15 protein-coding genes are annotated in these 19,743 nt (G+C 35.4%); 3 read left to right on the top strand and 12 right to left on the bottom strand.

Translation table 11 applies throughout. From position 1 onward, the window contains the following. Window positions 1-271: 271 nt before the first annotated feature. Complete coding sequence (locus RBU60_RS12790; protein ID WP_308865443.1) at window positions 272-925, bottom strand: heavy metal-binding domain-containing protein; 654 nt, start codon at window positions 923-925, stop codon at window positions 272-274. 513 nt (window positions 926-1,438) lie between these two features. Further along, window positions 1,439-2,731 (bottom strand): hypothetical protein, encoded by a 1,293-nt coding sequence (locus RBU60_RS12795; RefSeq protein WP_308865444.1) that lies wholly within the window; start codon window positions 2,729-2,731, stop codon window positions 1,439-1,441. 571 nt (window positions 2,732-3,302) lie between these two features. Here RBU60_RS12795 and RBU60_RS12800 point away from each other — a divergent pair. Further along, window positions 3,303-3,584, top strand: coding sequence for a hypothetical protein (locus RBU60_RS12800; protein ID WP_308865445.1), 282 nt, complete (start codon window positions 3,303-3,305; stop codon window positions 3,582-3,584). Between the two features lie 127 nt (window positions 3,585-3,711). Here the strand turns inward: RBU60_RS12800 and RBU60_RS12805 are convergent, their stop codons facing one another. From RBU60_RS12805 to RBU60_RS12845, 9 genes are all read right to left on the bottom strand, one after another. Further along, window positions 3,712-5,967, bottom strand: coding sequence for an N-6 DNA methylase (locus RBU60_RS12805; protein ID WP_308865446.1), 2,256 nt, complete (start codon window positions 5,965-5,967; stop codon window positions 3,712-3,714). 322 nt (window positions 5,968-6,289) lie between these two features. After that, the gene (locus tag RBU60_RS12810) at window positions 6,290-6,964 is read right to left on the bottom strand and encodes a sterol desaturase family protein (RefSeq protein ID WP_308865447.1); all 675 of its coding nucleotides are present in this window, start codon (window positions 6,962-6,964) and stop codon (window positions 6,290-6,292) included. 12 nt (window positions 6,965-6,976) lie between these two features. Further along, entirely contained in the window at window positions 6,977-7,591 is a 615-nt protein-coding gene (locus RBU60_RS12815; protein ID WP_308865448.1) for a deoxynucleoside kinase, read from the bottom strand. 14 nt (window positions 7,592-7,605) lie between these two features. Continuing rightward, window positions 7,606-8,385, bottom strand: a complete 780-nt coding sequence (locus RBU60_RS12820) for a hypothetical protein (protein WP_308865449.1) — start codon at window positions 8,383-8,385, stop codon at window positions 7,606-7,608. Between the two features lie 188 nt (window positions 8,386-8,573). Continuing rightward, window positions 8,574-8,900, bottom strand: coding sequence for a DUF6122 family protein (locus RBU60_RS12825; protein ID WP_308865450.1), 327 nt, complete (start codon window positions 8,898-8,900; stop codon window positions 8,574-8,576). Window positions 8,901-8,905: 5 nt separating this feature from the next. Then, on the bottom strand, window positions 8,906-9,226 hold the full coding sequence (locus RBU60_RS12830; protein ID WP_308865451.1) for a DUF202 domain-containing protein: 321 nt from the start codon (window positions 9,224-9,226) through the stop codon (window positions 8,906-8,908). A gap of 3 nt (window positions 9,227-9,229) precedes the next feature. Next, window positions 9,230-10,990 (bottom strand): SLC13 family permease, encoded by a 1,761-nt coding sequence (locus RBU60_RS12835; RefSeq protein WP_308865452.1) that lies wholly within the window; start codon window positions 10,988-10,990, stop codon window positions 9,230-9,232. Window positions 10,991-11,270: 280 nt separating this feature from the next. Then, entirely contained in the window at window positions 11,271-12,200 is a 930-nt protein-coding gene (locus RBU60_RS12840; protein WP_308865453.1) for a 2-hydroxyacid dehydrogenase, read from the bottom strand. A 118-nt stretch (window positions 12,201-12,318) separates the two neighbouring features. Continuing rightward, entirely contained in the window at window positions 12,319-13,683 is a 1,365-nt protein-coding gene (locus RBU60_RS12845) for an acyl-CoA dehydrogenase family protein (RefSeq protein ID WP_308865454.1), read from the bottom strand. Window positions 13,684-13,929: 246 nt separating this feature from the next. Between RBU60_RS12845 and RBU60_RS12850 the strand changes: the two genes are divergently transcribed. Together RBU60_RS12850 and RBU60_RS12855 are read left to right on the top strand one after the other, a co-directional pair. After that, window positions 13,930-14,790: a GLPGLI family protein gene (locus tag RBU60_RS12850; RefSeq protein WP_308865455.1), complete on the top strand. Its 861-nt coding sequence runs from the start codon at window positions 13,930-13,932 to the stop codon at window positions 14,788-14,790. 59 nt (window positions 14,791-14,849) lie between these two features. After that, window positions 14,850-17,558 (top strand): TonB-dependent receptor, encoded by a 2,709-nt coding sequence (locus tag RBU60_RS12855; RefSeq protein ID WP_308865456.1) that lies wholly within the window; start codon window positions 14,850-14,852, stop codon window positions 17,556-17,558. 392 nt (window positions 17,559-17,950) lie between these two features. On the opposite strand, the gene RBU60_RS12860 is transcribed toward RBU60_RS12855, so the two are convergent. Then, window positions 17,951-19,519 carry an NAD(P)/FAD-dependent oxidoreductase gene (locus tag RBU60_RS12860; RefSeq protein ID WP_308865457.1) on the bottom strand — a complete coding sequence of 523 codons (1,569 nt, stop codon included), beginning with the start codon at window positions 19,517-19,519 and terminating at the stop codon, window positions 17,951-17,953. Window positions 19,520-19,743: the final 224 nt, after the last annotated feature.

The raw sequence follows: 19,743 nt of genomic DNA on the forward strand, positions 1-19,743 counted from the left end.
TGAATATACGAAAAAGTAAAAAGATGACCATGAAACTCTTATGATAAATACTAAAAGTTATTAGACAGTCTGACGGTTTTGTATATCGCAAGTAGCGTGTAGTTATGACTTAATTTTCAATTGACAAACAAGCCGAATCTTTTGCATTTTGCGTTTATCTTTTTTTCCTAAATCGTCAAATCAAAAGATTTGGCGATTAACCAAATATACCAAAATTTTAGGTTTATAAAAGACGCAGCTATTTATTATATGCGGTGTTGGGCATATTTTTTTAGAACTCCTCTAACGTAAATTTGTTCAAATAATCTAATCGTGAATTTAATTGATGATACTCTTTTATAGCGTTTTCTTTTTTAGAGCCTAGTATCTCAGTGTTTTCCAGTAAAATTGCAGTTCCTGACATACATACCATTAATATTCCTTTACCAGACCCTATTTCAGAATAATCAATATCTGTAGCAATTACAGCATTTCCTCCTAAATCTAGTGCTTGTTTTCTAAGTTGAGCAAAACATATTTGTTCTCCTGCTTTGATTTTTTGATTATGTCTTCCTGATTGTGTGCCAAACAAATCTGTAAATGATGATGTAAACTCAGTAAGAAATCCTGTTCCAGTAGATGATTGACCCGTAACCATTTCTAAAACTTTATAATTCCAGCTTAAAGGTGAATGCGTTGTAACTACAGGTATGTGATTTATAATATCATTTAACTTTTTTCTAATTGATACTTTTTCATTTTCCAGCTTTATTTTGAATTCAAAATAAATTTTATTACCACACTTTGTACAATGAGCAGAAGATTTTTTATCAATATATTCATTGATTACTTTAGTTTTATTTATACTTATTAATTCGTTTTTTTTAAGTAATGTGTTTTTTAAATCAGCGTTGCAATTTGGACAGTTTTCTAATTTTTCAGTCATAGTTCTATTAATATGGGTCGGAGAATTGTTTAAATTATGCCCAACTAGTTATATCAATTCAAATATACACTTTTAACATAAATATGCACAGGGTAACATATGCAACGAAATTGAAATTAAGCCGTCCTTATAGTAACTAACCGACAAAAAGCCAATTCTCTCTATCGGCAGGCAGGCGGTTAACAAGGTGTTCTTGTTGGGCCTTACCAGCTAGGAAGCTTATGTGCTATGCTAAAAGGAAAACACAAGCAGGAAGTACCTGTAAGTCGATTACTGATGAGCACATAGCTGACGAATGAAGTTGTAGTAATGATGAAATTCCTGTAATGGGAGCGGAGCGAAGGACTTCAATTATACAGTTTTGATTTAAGAACAACTTAAAATGTAAAGATGATTTTTAAAGAACAAACAAAGTCGATATGGTCTAAATAAATAGATTAAATAGACTGTATAATAAGAGCCGTATGAATTGAGGGGTTCACGTAGGATTCTGTGAGAGGTTTAGGGGTGAAATTACCTTTTACCTACTCGACTGTACCTCGTTTTTATTATTTCAACTGTTTCTTGTAAACCTTCATCATATTTTACTTCAATCAATTCACATCCATTTCTTTTACACTTTTTCTTTTTCATTTTATCTCTTTCAACGGTTTTTAAAAAACCTTCTTTTCCTCCAAAATATGTTACAGGTTCATAATGTTGTTTTCCATTATATTCGATAGCAAGATTTAGTTCCTCAATAAATATATCAATTCTTTGTCTCCCTAACCAATCTGGACTATATTGTGTAATTACTTCGTAATTTGGAAAAGCATTTTGAATTAAATTATAAAGTAAACTCTCATTATAAAGACTTCCGACAATATTAAATCCTTTTTTATTCCTAATTTTATTTTCAATAGACCTTAAGTTTCTTTTTATTCTCTTATAATATTCACGAATAAGTTTTTCTGATATATTAACTGAACTCATTCTATTTCGGACATTGTTCGCAACATTACCATTAAAACCTTCTTTTTCCAATCTTTTCAAAATTTTAATACCTAAAATATCAAGTTTGAATTCAGGATATATATTATCTGTTTTTAAAGAATCTTCAAGAAAATTTAATTCAAAAAAATCTTTAACTTCTTCATTAGTTAATGAACTTATAAAATCTAAAAAATCTTCTGTTTCGAGTATTTCATTTGTACTATCTGAAATTTTAAACTTAAAAGAAGGATTTGAAATATATGGTATTGAAAGAGGTATAGTGTTATTATTAAGTAGATAATTTTGTATGTCTTTTTTATTAATACTTATGCCATCTGTTATCGATATAATGCTTAATTGAAACGGATTAAGCATTTTTAATTTCTGAAAAGCATCTAAAATTTCATTTGGTTTTGCTTCCGACCTAACAAGAAATTGAATTCTTTCCAAGATGCTAAACCAATCATTTTCTGAAAAAGTTTCAAAATAGAGTTTGTCAAATTTTATTATATCATCAAATGATTTTAAGTATTCAAATAGCTTTAGTGTGTAAAAACTATATCTGACTGATGAATTTTTATTTAATATATTTATTTTCTGACCATTTGGAATTATTAAGACGTCTACCCATCTATATCCATCTATATTTTCATAAACTCTAGAACAAGGATAGCATCTTGAATTGCTGATTAGATAGTTTTTATTATCAAAATTAATTAATCTATAAATTTCATTTGAATCGTCAGTAAACCCAATTGGATGATTAACAATATCTAAATCTTTAATTTCTAATTTAGTGCCGTTATTTGTGTGATATTCTGAATATGAATTCATCTCGAAATGAATTGACTTTAAATCAATATTCAAGTAGTTTTCATAGCATTTATTTATTATTTCAGATGTCATTCGGAATGAGGTACAACGTTTAATATAAAAGAAGTAGAGCTGTAAATAAGCAATTACCCTTCGGATTATTCACAAGCCAAATCTTTTGCATTTTGTTTTATCTTTTTGATTTAAAGCCAAATCAAAAGATTTGGCGACCTCGTAAATATGCCTGAACCATTGAGTTTAGCAACTGCCCGCCCTATTTTTTTTAGACAGTGTGTGTGCCCAGCATGGGTATCTTTTATTTACCGAAAGGTAACTAATTAATTTAGAGGGTGCAAGCCTGCCTACCGGACAGACAGGTCCCTTATGACCGGAGTAGCCCATCGGCTGCGCTCAGTACAGGCTCTTTGAACCATTAGTAAGCTGCAAGGTTGCTATCTGTGAAGATAGGACTGAAGGAAGCAGGACTACAAATCTCGTTACTGACCCTTCGGCTTTGCTCAGGATAAACCAAGCAGAAACCGTATATGAGGCATTTATGCGCGGATAAGCAACCACACTTCGACTGAGCTCAGTGCAACGCATCATTGTAACGCCCAAAGAATACCAAAAGTGCATTTATGTAGATACGGCAGGAATCGAGGGAAAGAAGATGTCATTACCTGGGGAGGTCTCTATAACCACGAGTTGGTATAGCAGAGAAGTCAGCAGAAGTCATAGTACCCACTGGAAACGAGGTGCAGCAAACTGCATAGGTCTCACAAATGGGGAAGAACTGAACGCAATCCTTTTGGAAATTAGAGGGGGAGCATTGATTTTCGCTAATTGGGTGACCGATTCCCAAGAAAATCTGTAACCTTTTGAGAAAGTACAGAATAGTTTCAATTGGTGTAAAGAGCGATTGGAAAGATGGATTGTGAACCGCCGTATACGAGACCCGTATGTACGGTGGTGTGAGAGGCGCAGTGGCGACCGTTAGGTCGTCACCCGTCTACTCGATTGCCAGCTGGCTTTTCGCGATATCCTTCGATAAACTCAATAATACTTTCTTTTATTAATTCGTGAAACTCCATTGCCGATTCCGCATTTATTATGTTCGGGTGTGCTGCCTTATTTCGATATTCGCTAACTATTGTATTCAATTTTTTCATATAGATTTTCTCTAAAATATTACTTTCAAAATACTTATTTACGTATTCTTTAAAGTTCTGTAAAAGTTTACTTTGGGAAAGTGTGTTTCCATCCTTCTTTAGCAAACCGATAATAAAGTTCATTGTGCCAAAGGTATATTTCCGGTCATCTTTCTTTATAGCTTTTGCAAAAGAAACTGTTTTGCTGTTGCTAAACTCATTAGCAGTTAAATTATCCCTATCAATTTTTTCATTTATTAGAAACTCGTGGTAAGAGTTGAATAATTTTATTAAAATTTCGTTTTCCAATGCTCGACTATATTGAATAATAAAAGGGGAATAATCAGCGTCCTCTAATTCATTGATTTGGTCTAATAAGTACTCCGCTTGCGGAATGAATTTTTTGCTTTCAGGTTCTAATAAATCCCATAAAGTAAACCATAATTTTACTTCATTGATGTAACTCTTTATGCCTGTTTTTTCTTTGACTAATAAATTGAGTTTTTCATCTAATTGAATTTGCATTCTCAAAATTTTACTTTCCTCGTTTCTTGGAAGGCTTTTAATCTTTTTAAAATCATTAGTCAAACTTATAATTTCATCTAATACAGTATCAATTTTTTTGTCAATGGTGTTCGTTTTATCAATAAGTAAATCAAGTTTTACTATGATTTCATTACTGAATGAAACCTTGGCTTTTAAGTTTAGATTTTCTTTCTGAAGTTCAGAATTTAATTGATTACTAGTTTGTAGTTTAGTCTTTATTTCCTTTAATTCTTTTTCTGTCAAAAACTCAAGATTGTCTTTTGTTAGAAGACGTGTATCTAAAATAGGTATTTGAAAATTTTTGATATCGCTTACGGATATTAAAGGCATAGCAACACTTTTGATGTTTTTTTGAATTTGCTGATTAAACAACTCTCTACCTTCTATCGTGGTCAAATATGTTTTTAAATATTCATTGTTTTTTGAGCGAAGAATAAATAAATGAGGTCCTGCTACAGATGGTTTTGCATTTTTATTGTGAATATATAATTTTTTAAAATCGCTGTATATTCTCGGGATTACTATATCGCCTTCTTGTAAAATAGTATTAGTTCTTTTTTCCAAATCTGCCTTATCAATAAATTTCGAATTATCATAGATAGTTAATAGTCCATCTTTTATATTTTTTGGATGTAATAGTTGATAATCGCCACTATCTTTTTTATCTAATTTTCTGTTATATCCAATAATGACTTTCGACAACTCATTAATTGATTTTGTTTCTTCGCTATTTAAAATATTGTCTAATTCTAAATGCTTTGGATGATGAAAGTTAGTATCCCATCTTTTATGTAAAAGTTTCTTTTCAATAAAAAATCCATTTTTTCCGTTATTAAAATTACTTAACGTCTCATCGGAATTAGAATATGGAATAAAATGGGTTTTATCATTTTTTACATTTTTTTCAATAACTACTATTGATGTTTTAATACCAGTTTTTTGAAAATGCCCTGATGGTAAAGAAATAATACTTTTTAAGTGGTTTTGACTTATAACTGCATCTCTAAACTTTTCCAGATTAGTACTGAAAAGTAGTCTTTCAGGCACTAAACAAATTAAAACACCTTTAGCATTTAATAAATTCATTGATAATTTTATGAAGACGTTCTCAAAATCATCTTTTCTTCCATCTATTTGAGTTCTACCATAGGGAAAATGCGAAATTATAGCGTCGTATTTTTTTTTGTAATTATGTTCAACGCTATTTATATTTTTGACATTCAAATCAGGTGAAATGAAATTGGCTATATCTACAATATTTTCATTAATTTCATAACCTTGGGAACAACAATAATCTATGTGAAACAAAATGTTCCCTAATCCACAACACAAATCAATTACATCTTTTGGTTTATACGATCTTCCAATTTCAGCCATCAGCCAAGAAATATCATTTTGGGTAGAGTGGTAGTCAAAATTCCTATTGGATGCGAGATAGTCTATTATTTCATCTTTGTCATATTCCTTTGGTTGTTCTTTTATTTCGCTTAACAAGTTTGTAAGATTATATGGGTCTAAACCTTTACTTCTTATACTCTCTGAAATTTCTTTTATATTTTTCATAGATTTTAGTTGGTAGTAAATGTTTTTTTAGCTTGCTGGCAACTCGTTATATCAACTCAAATATACACTTTTAACATAAACGGGGTAGCATCTCTATTCAGCTTCTGTAACTATATAATCAAGTCGAAATTAATTTATCCTCGTAGTGATTAATCTACAAAAAACCAATTTTCTCTACCGGTAGGCAGGCGGTTAACAAGACGTTTATTTGTGGTCTTTCTGGCTAAAGAAACGTTAAGTGACTGTCACCTGTTTTATTAAAAACTAGAGTAGAATTTAATGTTCTGATTAATTGAATTTTTTTTGCAAACTAATCTAATCACTAACTATTTTCTGGGTCAATAAACACATTGGTTTCTTGATGTTTATTTTTGACGTCTTTTCTAGGCATGGTAGTAAAAATCACATCCCAAAACGGAGAAGAAACTCCAAAAGCCCTATCGGGTTCCCTATAGTGATGAATGCTGTGGTGATGCCATAAGATCTTTAAAAAATTATTGGGCACTCTAAACGCGTGCACCGAATAATGTACCGCCAAGTAACCGGCATATCCCATGAGAAAACCTGCCAAGAAACCAAATGCATAATCGCCTAAGATGCTGCGGTAGATAATAAAAAACACACTAGCCACAATTAAACTTAATAATGGCGGCATCGCGAGCCTAGACTTGTCTTTAGGGTAATCGTGATGCACCCCATGCATGGTATAAGAAATTTTCTTTTTACGCTGGGTGGTGGCGGGAATGTGATACAAAAAACGGTGCATCAAATACTCCATCAACGTGAAAAACAATAAGCCGCCAACAAACAGCAATAGCATGGAAGGAGCTGTAAAGCCTTTTTCGATAATTCCGTAATAAATAAGAGCGGCTGCAATGACCGAAAATATGATGAGAGGCATAGAAATATGCGTATGCGTTAACTTCTCTAGAATGGGATTGTCGAATAATTTTGGGGATCCTTTGTGTTTGGGCCTTTTCAATTTTGTCGATTCCATCTCATACGTTTTTTAAAATAGTCCGTTTATTTGAGCGTCAATTTTGTTGATAATCTCTCCTAAATCTTCTGGGTTATCCACAAAATTAATATTATCCACATCAATAATCAATAAGTTTCCTTTGTTGTAAGTAGCAATCCAAGCTTCATAACGCTCGTTAAGCCTACTTAAATAATCAATAGAGATGGTGTTTTCATAATCTCTACCTCGGCTATGAATTTGAGCCACCAAATTAGGAATGCTACTTCTTAAATAAATCAATAAATCGGGTCCCGTAGTAACACTTTCCATCAAATCAAAAAGAGAAGAGTAGTTCTTAAAATCCCTATTAGACATCAATCCCATCGCGTGTAAATTGGGCGCAAATATAAAAGCGTCTTCGTATATGGTACGGTCCTGTATAATGTTTTTTCCGCTTTCGCGGATTTCTAGAATTTGGCGAAACCTAGAGTTTAAAAAATAAACCTGAAGGTTAAAAGACCAGCGTTCCATTTTATTGTAGAAGTCTTCCAAATAGGGGTTCTCGAGTACATCCTCAAATTGAGGTTCCCATTTATAATGTTTAGCCAAAAGTTTGGTCAGCGTTGTTTTTCCGGCTCCTATGTTTCCGGCAATAGCTACATGCATAAGATTTATTTTGATCAGTTGATAAGGTAATGTTTTACGTCTTTACCGTTGTAAATATAAAGGTTTTCGTTATTTAAGTAAAATTCTTTGACGTCATTTTCAGAAATACTCAGATTTAAAAATTTTCCTGGCATAGATTTCAGAAGCCTAAAGCCCTCTTCATTTTTTGTAAGCATCTTTTGATCACTCACTTGAAAGGAAGTTGTTTTAGAAATATCAAATTCTTGTATAAAACTGCCATACACATTATACATCTCTATCTTACTCTCTAATTGTATCCAAGCAAAGTTAAAATTGGTTTTTAAATCGTAGACGGTTTCATTAATGGGCTGCGAGTGACTTATTATCTTTTGATTTTGATAATCAAAAAGCTCTAGTTGTTGCAAATCTGAATTGAAAATCCAAAAGCTATTGTTTTTGGCTGTGGTGGCAAAAAGAACGGTTCTAAAATTAGCGAGATTATTAAAATTGACGCGGGTGATTTCGTTTAAACGATTGTCTAAAACAACCACGGTATTCATATCGCGATAGAATAAAGTAATCCGTAAAGGATTCATAATATCTACGGAAGTGATTTTGCCTAATTGAATATCACTAAACTGGAATTTCTTTTCCTTTTCGAGTTTATAAAAAACGTTTTTCGTTTGTTGGTAGGTGTTTCCATATTCATCAACGCCTATAAATTCTTCCGCAGTTAAAGGCTTTTCAGAAATCAATTGAGCCGTAAGCTCTTGGGCTCTGCTCTGCGCAACAGAACAAATCAGAAAAATGATAAAAGAGAATCTTAAAAGCATAGTTTAAAGTTACAATAAAACCTCCAACTCCCAAGAATTATACCCATTAGCTTTTAAAAGGAGATGTAAATAAGTTGAATTAGTTTTTATTTAATCGAGGTTAAAAACCTAAGCATAGCCTAGCTACGGATCTATTCTAATGGAAGACTAAGTGGAAAATAAACGATTTATAGGTTTCGTTTTAAAGCTTAATAGGTATTAGACCATAAACAGTCGAAGGCATCGGTAAATAAATGAAAAAGAAGTCCGAAAAAGAATACTTTAAGCATTTTATTCTTGATTAAGAACAGCAAAACCAAATAAATAGCTGCCGCAATATAGGTATGAAAGGTGTGAAAATTAATAGAACAACGATCAGGATCAAAAATAGGATTTGCCCATAAGTGGTCTACATCTATAATCATCGTTGCCAGAAGAACAAGGTAGTATTTCTTCCAGTTTTTTTTATCGAAAAGATAAGCGATAAAACCAATGACCACAAAGTGAAGAGCGTAGTGTACAAAGTGTTGTAGCATTTGTTTTAGGGATTTTCTATATCATCCTCATCGGGTAATAATAAATCTTTAAGTCTTTTCTCTAAAGCAATATACCTGCCAATCCCAATAATGATAAATAAGACACATATAAAAAGAGCGAGGTAGCCAATAATGTGCATATTTTCTTGGTTTTCGAGTTGTAATAAGGCAGTTCCACCCACCAATAAATACAAAGAAGCCCGAATGTATGCGAGCAAAGTTCTTTCATTGGCGAGCTTAGTTCTCTCCAACGCCAAATGCTCCCTAAGGTTCTTTTCATTGGTGATTCTAGGTTTAAACGGGTTATGTAATTTTACTCTTTTCATAGTTTAAAAGGGGAAAAAAAATGGAATAATAAAGGAAGCGGCAATCCAAATAATAAAATTAAGCGGCGTTCCTATTTTTAAAAAATCATTAAATTTATAGTTACCAGGAGCATAAACCATCGTGTTGGTGGGGTAGCTCACAGGCGTCATAAAGGTTAAGGAGCATGCAAACATAACGGCAATTAAAAATGGTTTTTCGCTTAATTGCATCGCTCCAGCCAAACTAATTACAATGGGTGTCATTAATGCTGCTGCAGCTTTGCTCGACAATACATTGGTAGACAAAAAGGTAACTAAAAAAATAGTACTTAAGGTAATTCTAGGATCCAAACTTCCTAAACTTTCATAAATATAAGCCGAAATTATGTCAGAACCGCCTGTTTTCTCTAAGGCTTTTCCCATAGAGAGTACTCCCGCCATCATAAAAATCACTTTCCACTCAATGGCTTCATAAGCTTCTTTGGGAGTCATTAAAGTGGTGGTCACAATAAGCAAACTTCCTACCAAGGCGCTCATCAAGATAGAAGTAATATTAAGTGCCGCGGCCAAAATAACACCAATCAATATCAATAGCGTAGGAATGGCTCTTTTTAAACTGAATCGTGTTCCTTGATATTCCGATAAGGTGATCATTAATTTTTCTGCGGTCAGTGCATTTAAACTTTTGGTGGAAGCGAATAATAACAGTAAATCTCCTTCTCTTAATTTGATATGAGAAACATCATTGGTGGTAATTTCCTTGCGCTGTCTTACCGCCAATACAGAAGCATAATATTGATTTCTAAAATTGAGTTCTTTTAAATTTTTTCCTGCCAACACCGATCCATACGGAATCAATACCTCATAAATTTTCTTTTCGGTGTGGTCGTCTAAAATGCTTTGATCGCCAATAAGATAATAACTTTCAATTTCTTGAAGCTTTGCCAAATTAGCGGGATCAATGAGAATTTTAATTTTATCGCCTTGACGAAGCACCGTTTCTCCATTGATTTCATACACCAACGTATGCTTGCGTTTGATACTTAAAATTTGAGCATCAAACTTTCTTACCAAACGCGATTTTGCAATGCTTACATCTACATCATCATTAACATCTTTGAGTTCAATTTCGGCGATGTACTTTTCGGCTTCCGCTTTAAGCAGTAATTCCTTAGATTGTCTCTTCGGAAGTAAAATAGGCGCGACAAAAAACATATAGACGAATCCAATAACCGACAAGCATAAAGCAGCTAAAGAAAATTCGAACATCCCGAAGGGTTCCAAGCCGCTTTCTTTGGCGTAACTGCTTACCAAAATATTGGTGGAAGTTCCTATAAGCGTACAAGTGCCGCCAAATAAAGCCGAAAAAGATATAGGAATCAATAACCTCGACGGAGCTATTCCCGTTTCTCTACACACCAATAAGGCCATAGGAATAAGAATCGCCACCACCGCCGTGTCATTGATGAAGGCCGAAAATACGGCTGCAGTCAAACAAAAAACCATTAAAGCAGCGACATAATTAAGCTTCGCTATTCGAATGATTTTACTGCTCAATCCATCAATTAACCCTGTTTTAAAGATGGCGGCGCTAATCACAAACATACAACCCAAGGTAATCGTCGCGGGGTGATTAAAACCCGCAAAACCTTCTTCCGGACTCAAAACCCCCGAAATTATAAATAGGGACATGATCAAGATAGAGGTGGTATCTATCGTAAAGTAATCTTTTACAAATAGAAAAACACCAATCGCAATAATCCCAATGGTAATATAGAGCATCATTTTATGTAATTGTGCTAGCTGATGATTAAACCCAATTTAGTAACTAAATCGGTATTAAAAATACATAAAAGAATAAATTAGTTGATGCGTTTAGCTTATTATTAATTATTTGCGGTTAGTTTAAGTTTTAAACCGCTGTTTATAATATAGTTGTAATGTAGCCTAATTTCTAATCTCTAAAAATAGCTAACAAATTGAAACAGCCAAGACGGACCGAAAATCTTCGTTCTGAAAGACCGCAAAAGCAAGGCCTACTATTTTAGACGGGTAGGACGATAAATCAATACCCCTTGTTTCTAGAAATCGTATGCTTTAGCTCTTTTCCTTCTTTTAAACGCTTGTAATTTTCGGTGATTTGATGCGCTACTGCAGTGGGTTTGGTTACACTCGCCGTATGTGGGGTGATGGTGATTTTCTCGTTTTCCCAAAAAGGGTGATCTTTTGGCAAAGGCTCGTCTTGAAAAACATCTAGTGCCGCTCCGCTTAAATGTTCGTTATCCAAAGCTTCCAGTAAATCACTTTCTGCTAAATGCGCGCCTCGTCCTACGTTGATGAGGTAAGCTCCTTTGGGAAGTTGGTTAAATAAATCTTCGTTTAAAATTTCTTCGGTATCATCGGTTAGCGGGAGCAAACAAACCACCACATCTAAGTCTTTTAAAAATGGGGATAAGCCATCTTGACCCGCAAAAGTTTTTATATTTTCTATTTCCTTTTCAGAATTGGACCAACCACTCACGTTAAAGTTGTTTTGAGCCAAGATTTGAGCTACCGGAAGACCAATATTTCCCAAGCCTAAAATACCTACGCGTGTTTCTTTAGGCTGCTTATACGGAATGCGATTCCAATTTTTTTCCTGCTGCTGCACCACATAATACGGAATGTTTCGGCAGTAATTTAAAACGCTAGTCAGCACAAAATACTGTAAATCTTCAATAAGTTGATCATCTTCAATTTTAGTGACGATTACTTCCGCGTTAAGCGACTTATTTTTAGTAATGTGTCTAATCCCCGCGCCCATAGAAGCGACTACTTTTAAGTTGGGGTATTGATTAAAAACATCTTTGGGCGGATTCCAAGCCAGAATAAAATCGGTGTTTTCTCGGTCGGTATCTTCAGGGTAAACTTCAATTTCTAAATCTTGATTTTCATTCCAAAGTGCGTCTTCCCAAGCCTTGGTGTCATGATCAGGACTTATCATCACAATTTTCATAATGGTATAATTTTAATTTCTGTAGTGTCAGGTTATTCTTTAATACGCTATTTAAGTTTTATGTCTTATTATCTATTAGCGCATAAAGCGGTCTTTTGTCTTACGGAGACACGACTATTTAATTGACAAACGCGCTGTAACCGGTAATCGCTCTTCCTACGATGAGGGTATTGATTTCTTTGGTGCCTTCATAACTGTAAATTGCTTCAGCATCTGCGACGAAACGAGCGACGTCGTGTTCGAGTAAGATTCCATTTCCACCCAAAACTTCTCGGGCTCTGCTTACAATATCACGGGTTCGCATACTACAATAAACTTTTGCTAGAGACGCGTGTTCATCGGTTAAAATACCTTCATCTTGCATTTCAGAAAGACGAAATACCATAGTTTGCATGGCGGTAAGGTTAGAAAGCATTTCTACCAAATGATTTTGCACTAACTGGTAAGAAGCGATGGGTCTGCCAAATTGTTCTCTTTTTTTGGTGTATTTTAAAGCACTCTCGTAGGCTCCACGCGCACAACCTACCGCTTGCCAAGCCACTCCGGCACGGGTCATTTTTAAGACTTTGGCCGTATCTCTAAAAGAATCGGCTTTTTGTAGACGATCACTTTCGGGCACTACACAATCGGTTAAGGTGATTAGCGCGTTTTGAACAATTCTTAGCGCCATTTTATCTTCCATTTTTTCGGCTTTAAAGCCTGGATTTTCTTTACGAACTATAAAGCCTTTTACACGGTGAGAGTCCACATCTTTGGCCCAAATGATAATCACATCAGCAAAAGTGGCGTTTCCTATCCATTTTTTTTGTCCGTTAAGGATCCAATTTTCACCATCAAATTTACAGGTGGTTTCCATACCTTGAGAAACGGCAGAACCTACATTGGGTTCGGTTAATCCGAAGGCACCAATTTTCTCTAATTTTTGCATTTTAGGAAGCCATTCTTCTTTTTGTTCCTCGCTTCCGCAAAGGTAAATGGAGCCCATAGCTAGTCCGCTATGTACGCCAAAAAAGGTAGAGACCGAAACATCAACACGAGCGATTTCTTGTGCAATAATTCCCTCCATTAAGAAAGGAAGATTGGGACAACCGTAACCTTCATAAGGAATTCCAGTAATGTTAAGTTTGGCGAACTTAGGAATAATCTCCATCGGGAATTCAGCGCGATTCCAATGATCATTTACCAAAGGCCGTATTTCATCTTCCATAAAATTGCGCACCTGCAATTGAATATCTCGCTGCGCTTCGGTTAGTTTAAGATCTAGATTATAAAAATCTCCATCTATGGGCGGGAGTTGATGTTGTCCCTTTTTCGCTTTGGTGGTGAGCATTTTCATCAAGCCTTTAAGCTGCCTGTCGTCTAGGCTACCCAAGGCATTCATGGCTTCTTTTAAATCTATTTTCTCGTTGATGGCTGCAAGTTGATTTAAATCTACTTCTTTTAGAAGCCCCATCGTGCTTTTTATTTTTCCCAATAAAGACATAGTGTTTTCTTTTTTATAATTCTAAAAGTAGAGATTATAACGAGAAGAAGATGTTAAAGATTTAAGAAGAATTTAAATTTTGTAACAAAAAAGCTTTTCAAGAGTCATATCTTTATGCAGTTACGCGCTATTGTCAAGTAAGCTTGAGTATAAATTGTGCGGAGTACTTTATAAATTAGCTCTTTGTAAAAGTGTAGAATTACTATAAAAAACTATTAAAAGATAAAAATCTAAAAATCCCTAGTTATGAGAAAATGGATTACAAAATTAAGCTGTGTTGTTTTTTTATGGGCAGGAATGCAAGTTCAGGCACAAGAAATAGCAGGAATCGCTACGTATAAAACTAAAACCACGGTAGATTTAGATGCTTTTGGAGGTCAAAAAATGACACCGCAAATGAAGGAGCAAATTATGGAGCGTATGAAATCTATGCTCGAAAAAACCTACACGCTTTCTTTTACCAAAGGCGAATCGCTTTATGAGGAGGAGGAAAGTTTGTCATCAAATGAAGGTTTTGCTGCGATGGTAGGCGGTATGTTTTCGCAAGGGGCTACCTATACTAATCTTACTAAGAATATATTCGCTCAGGAAAATGAATTGATGGGAAAGAAGTTTCTTATTAAAGATACGCTAGAAACGGTAGAGTGGAAGTTAGAAAAAGAAAGTAAAATGATTGGCCAATATGCCGCTTTTAAAGCTACAGCTGTCAAAAAAGCCGATGATGATATGTGGGAAAAAGCACGAGAACGAGCCAAAGAATGGAGAGAGAAAAACGGGGAAGAAATGGACAGTGTAAGTCTGAAAAAGCAAGAGAAATTATTAAAAGATGCGCAAAACATCAGCGTTTGGTACACCCCACAAATCCCTGTGAAACAAGGTCCTAATAGCTATCACGGTTTACCCGGACTTATTCTAGAAGTGAATGTAGGCAATACCATTATTTTATGTAGCAAAGTAGTACTCAACCCAAAAGAAGAAATTGAAATTGAAATGCCTGATAGCGGAGAGGAAGTAACCCGAAAAGAATTTGCTAAAATCACCGAAGAAAAAAGCCAAGAGATGATGGACCGCTATGGCGGTGGAAAAAGTAGAAGAGGAGGATTCTAAAATGCAGCTCCTGTTTTTTTCTAATTTTAGTCTTATAGGCTTGTTACTTTATTCAATTTATGAAACAAATTACCCTCCTTTTTCTGTTGCTTTTCAGCGGAAGCTTAGTTGCACAATCCATAAAAATATCTGGAAGCGTTAAAGATAGTCTCGGCAATCCCTTAGAATTAGCCAATATTATAGCCAATACTACGGCCGATGGAAACTTAGAAAATTACGCCATTACCAATCCTGATGGGGAATATAGTTTTAGGGTTTCCGCTGGAGCGGAATATAAATTGGTAGCGAGCTTTTTAGGCTTAAAACCTTCAGAAAAAACCATTAACATTCCTGAAGATAGCGAAGATCTAAAACTCGATTTTATTTTATATGCTAATGAAAGTGAATTGGAAGGCGTTGAATTGGTATACGAAATGCCTGTCACGATTAAAGGAGACACCATTGTGTATAACGCCGATTCTTTTACTAATGGCACCGAACGCAAGTTAGGCGATGTGCTTAAAAAGCTTCCCGGCGTTGAGGTTACCGATGAAGGAGAAATTGAAGTGGAAGGGAAAAAAGTGGGTAAAGTGATGGTAGAGGGAAAAGATTTCTTTGATGGAGATTCTAAACTCGCCACCAAAAACATTCCCGCCGATGCTGTTTCTAAAGTAGAAGTTTTAAGAAATCATAATGATGTGGGGCAGATGCGAGGCTTGGGGAATGATCAAGATAACGTCGCCATCAACATTAAATTAAAAGAAGGAAAGAAGAATTTTTGGTTTGGAGAGCTAGAAGGCGGTTTAGGCGATGGCGAAAAAGCGCGGTATTTGGCCGCCGCAAAACTGTTTTACTACAGTCCCAAAACCAGCATTAACCTGATAGGAAACGCTAATAATACAGGTGATGTTCCTTTTACCTTTAGAGATTACTTTAATTTTACGGGTGGGTTTAGCAACATTAATCAGCGGGGAGGAACTAATTTTAGGATTAATGATAGCGGACTCGGGTTTCTAATTACCCAAAACAATAGGGCCAATGAGATTGAAACCACTTTTGGTGCTGCCAATTTTAGTCAGGAGTTACAAGACGATTGGGATGTGAGCGGATTTGCAATTTTTAGCGATAATAAAACAGATTTTCTTCAAAAATCTGTGCGCACGTATGTTCGGGATGGGATTGAAGAAACTACAGATGATCGCAGCGAACAAACTAACCGTTTGGGAATGATTAAATTAAGCACAGTTTATAAGCCTAATCTTAATTTTCAGTTGGATTATGATGTACTCGCCAAGCAATCAAAACAAGAAGAATATTCAGATGTTTTGTCGGTGTTTTCAAATGGAGCTGTGGTGAATCCCATAGAAGAGAACAAAGAAAACGATCCGTTTTCTATCAATCAAAATTTAAATATTTACTACACGTTGAACCCGAAAAATATTTTTGCGGGTTATGTGCAGCATTTATACCAAAAAGAAGATCCGTTTTACAATGCCTTGGTCCAAATTCAGCCATTTGCAGGTATTTTACCTTTAGAAAACGATCCCAATGGGTTTGATGTGAATCAACAAAAAACCATAGAAAGCCATAAGTTAGATGCCAAAGTAGATTACTATTACGTCATCAATAAAAAGAGCAACCTTAATCTTACGTTGGGGTCTACCCTAAGCCATCAAAATTTTGATTCTTCTATTTTTCAGCGTTTATCGGGTGGAGGGCAGAATGATTTTACGCAAGAAGACTTGAGAAATGAGGTGAGCTATAACTTTACGGATTTGTTTTTAGGAGCGCATTATAAATTCAAGACTGGTTTGTTCACCTTTACTCCGGGAGTGACTCTTCATCATTACCGCTTAAAAAATCAACAAAACGGAATCGATGATACCAATTCTAAAACCTTAGTATTGCCCGATTTATTTACGATTGTCGAATTAAAAGAGAGTGAAAACATCCGTTTAGATTACCAGATGACCGCAGAATATACCGATGTAAATAATTTTGCTGAAGGCTACGTATTCAATAACTATAACCGTCTGTTTCGAGGAAATCGAGACTTAGAAAACGCGATTTATCATACGGTTAACCTGTCTTATTTCAATTTTAATATGTTTAATTTCACCAATATTTTTGGCGGAATTAATTACAGTCGAAAAATTGACGCCATTAAGACCTTTACCACTTTTGATCAAATCAATCAGGTTTCTTCGCCTATCAATAGCAATTTTGTAGATGAAAGCCTTAGCGGAAGTGGGCGTTTCCAAAAAACCTTCCGTAAAATTAAAGCCAACTTAAGAGCCACGGTTTCCTATAGCAAACTCAATAGTCTTATTTCTAACGGATCAGAATTTGAAAACGCCGAATCAGAAAATTTCAGTCAAAACTACCAAGCCAGTTTGGAGAGTAATTTTAAAATTCCGCTCAACTTTGAAATCGGGTACAACCGAATGATCAACAATTACAATAATGGAGGTAGAGACAATACGTTTTACACCGACAGGCCTTTTGTAAATGCGCAAGTTGACTTTTTAAAGGGATTCACTTTTGAAGCCGATTGGAGTTACTATAATTATACGAATAAAGCCAACACCGTGAGCAACGAGTATTCTTTTGTGGGGGCGAGTTTATATTACCAACAAAAAGATTCCTCTTGGGAATTTCGTTTAAACGGGACAAATTTGCTGGATGTAGAATCTTTAAACAACGATAGCTTTACGGAAAACTTTAATACCACGAGTCAGTATTTTGTTCAGCCTAGAATTTTGATGGCGAGTGTGAAGTATAATTTGTAAGTTTTTATTATTCCTACTCTAAACCATCAAGATTTCTTGGCGTTTTTTTCTACAATCTTATCTACGCAATTAATGCCATCAATAGCGGCAGAAATAATTCCGCCAGCATAACCTGCGCCTTCTGCACAAGGATACAAGCCTTTATTTTTATGAATGTCTCCATTCTTTTATTTGATATGGTAATTAAATATGTTTTTAACTAATTGCTAAAGAATTATGTATGTATAGTTAAACCACAGTTTTTGTGATAAAGTGTGGACTCACTGTAGATTCACTATAGTTTCAGTGTGCTTTAGATACAGTTAAAACTTGTATTATAATAAATCATTTTGATGATAAAATAGGACAATGGAATTATATAATAGCAGTGATAAAAATATTTAAAGTTTTTTTTAATTCAGTCTCAGTCGGATGTTTTTTTCTGCAATCTTATCCACGCAATTAATGCCGTCTATGGCAGCAGAAATAATTCCGCCCGCATACCCTGCGCCTTCTGCACAAGGGTACAAACCTTTAATTTCTACATGCTCTAAAGTATTGGGGTTTCTAGGGATGAGAATGGGAGAGGAGGTTCTACTTTCGGGAGCGTGGAGCACCGCATCATTGGTATAGTAACCTTTCATCTTTTTACCGAACGCCACAAAGGCTTTTTGCAAACGCTTGGCGATCATTTCTGGCAATACTTCATTTAAATCTACACTTACAATCCCCGGTTGATAGGAAGTCTTAGGGAAATCTTTAGAAATTTTCCCTTCTACAAAATCAATCATCCGCTGGGCAGGGACTTGCTGCGTTTTTCCTGCCGCTTCCCAACAAGCCTTTTCTACTTGCTGCTGAAACTCTAAACACACCAAAGGATTATCCTTCTCGTAGTTGGGTAAATCTTCGGGAGCAACACTTACCACAATCCCCGAATTGGAATAAGGATTATTCCGCTTACTGGGACTCCAACCGTTGGTGACCACTTCTTCTTGCTGGGTCGCGCAAGGCGCAATAATTCCGCCGGGACACATACAAAAAGAATACACGCCTAAACCATCCACTTGCTCTACCAAACTGTAAGAAGCTGGCGGTAAATAAGGATTTTGATCGTCCCCGTGGTACTGAATCGAATTGATCAACTGTTGTTGATGTTCTACCCGAACGCCCAATGCAAAGCCTTTGGCTTCTAGTTTAATATTTTTGCGATGTAACAAATGAAAAATATCTCGAGCCGAATGTCCGGTAGCTAACACCACCTCGCTATAATCTAACCACTCTTTATCGTTGATTTCTATAGATTTGATCTCTTGATTTTCTATGCGTATATCGGTGAGTTTACTGTCAAAATGCATTTCTCCACCATATTCAATAATGGCTTCTCGCATCGCAGAAATGATTTTAGGCAATTTGTTGGTGCCAATATGAGGATGCGCATCGACCAGAATATCAGTGTCAGCGCCAAAATGCACAAACCACTCCATGGCTTTGAGTACATTTCCTCGTTTTTTAGAACGTGTGTACAGCTTCCCGTCAGAGTAGGTTCCTGCGCCGCCTTCCCCAAAGCAGTAATTAGATTCAGGATTTACGATGTGTTCCTTATTAATTTTTGCCAAATCCCTACGCCGAGACCGAACGTCTTTTCCGCGCTCAAAAACGATGGGTTTTAAACCGGCTTCAATGGCACGCAAAGCAGCATATAAACCTGCAGGTCCCGCGCCAATGATCGCAATTTCTTTGGCTTGATGCACTTGCTGCGGAATAAATGGCGGAATGTCTTTCTTGGTTTCTCCTACTTTCCAAAATTCCAGCTGAAGGTTGAGCTTCACTTGTTTTTGACGTGCGTCAATAGAGCGCTTTCTAATCTTCCAGTCCAAGAGGTCTGAAGCTTTTAGATTTGCTTTTTTGAGTCCGCGTTTTAAAATAAAATCACGGTCTTCTTGCTGTTCGGGTAAAATGGAAATCTGTATCAGTTGGCTCATGGTAGGGCAAAGGTAATTTAAAAGTGAAAAACTAAAAGTGAAAAGTGAAAATGAATTCGAACTCGAAGCTGAAGTTGAAGTTGAAATTGGAAAAGAAACTGACTTAAGAGAGTGAAAAATTCAGTGTTCAGTGATCAGTATTCAGTATTGTGGACTTCCTAGTAATTTTGTGACTAATTTTATTAGGCCGCTTTGTTAAAAAATCCTTTTAATTTTAGTTCCAT

Origin of the sequence: Mesonia profundi (assembly GCF_031085155.1) — a bacterium.
GTDB lineage: Bacteria > Bacteroidota > Bacteroidia > Flavobacteriales > Flavobacteriaceae > Mesonia > Mesonia profundi.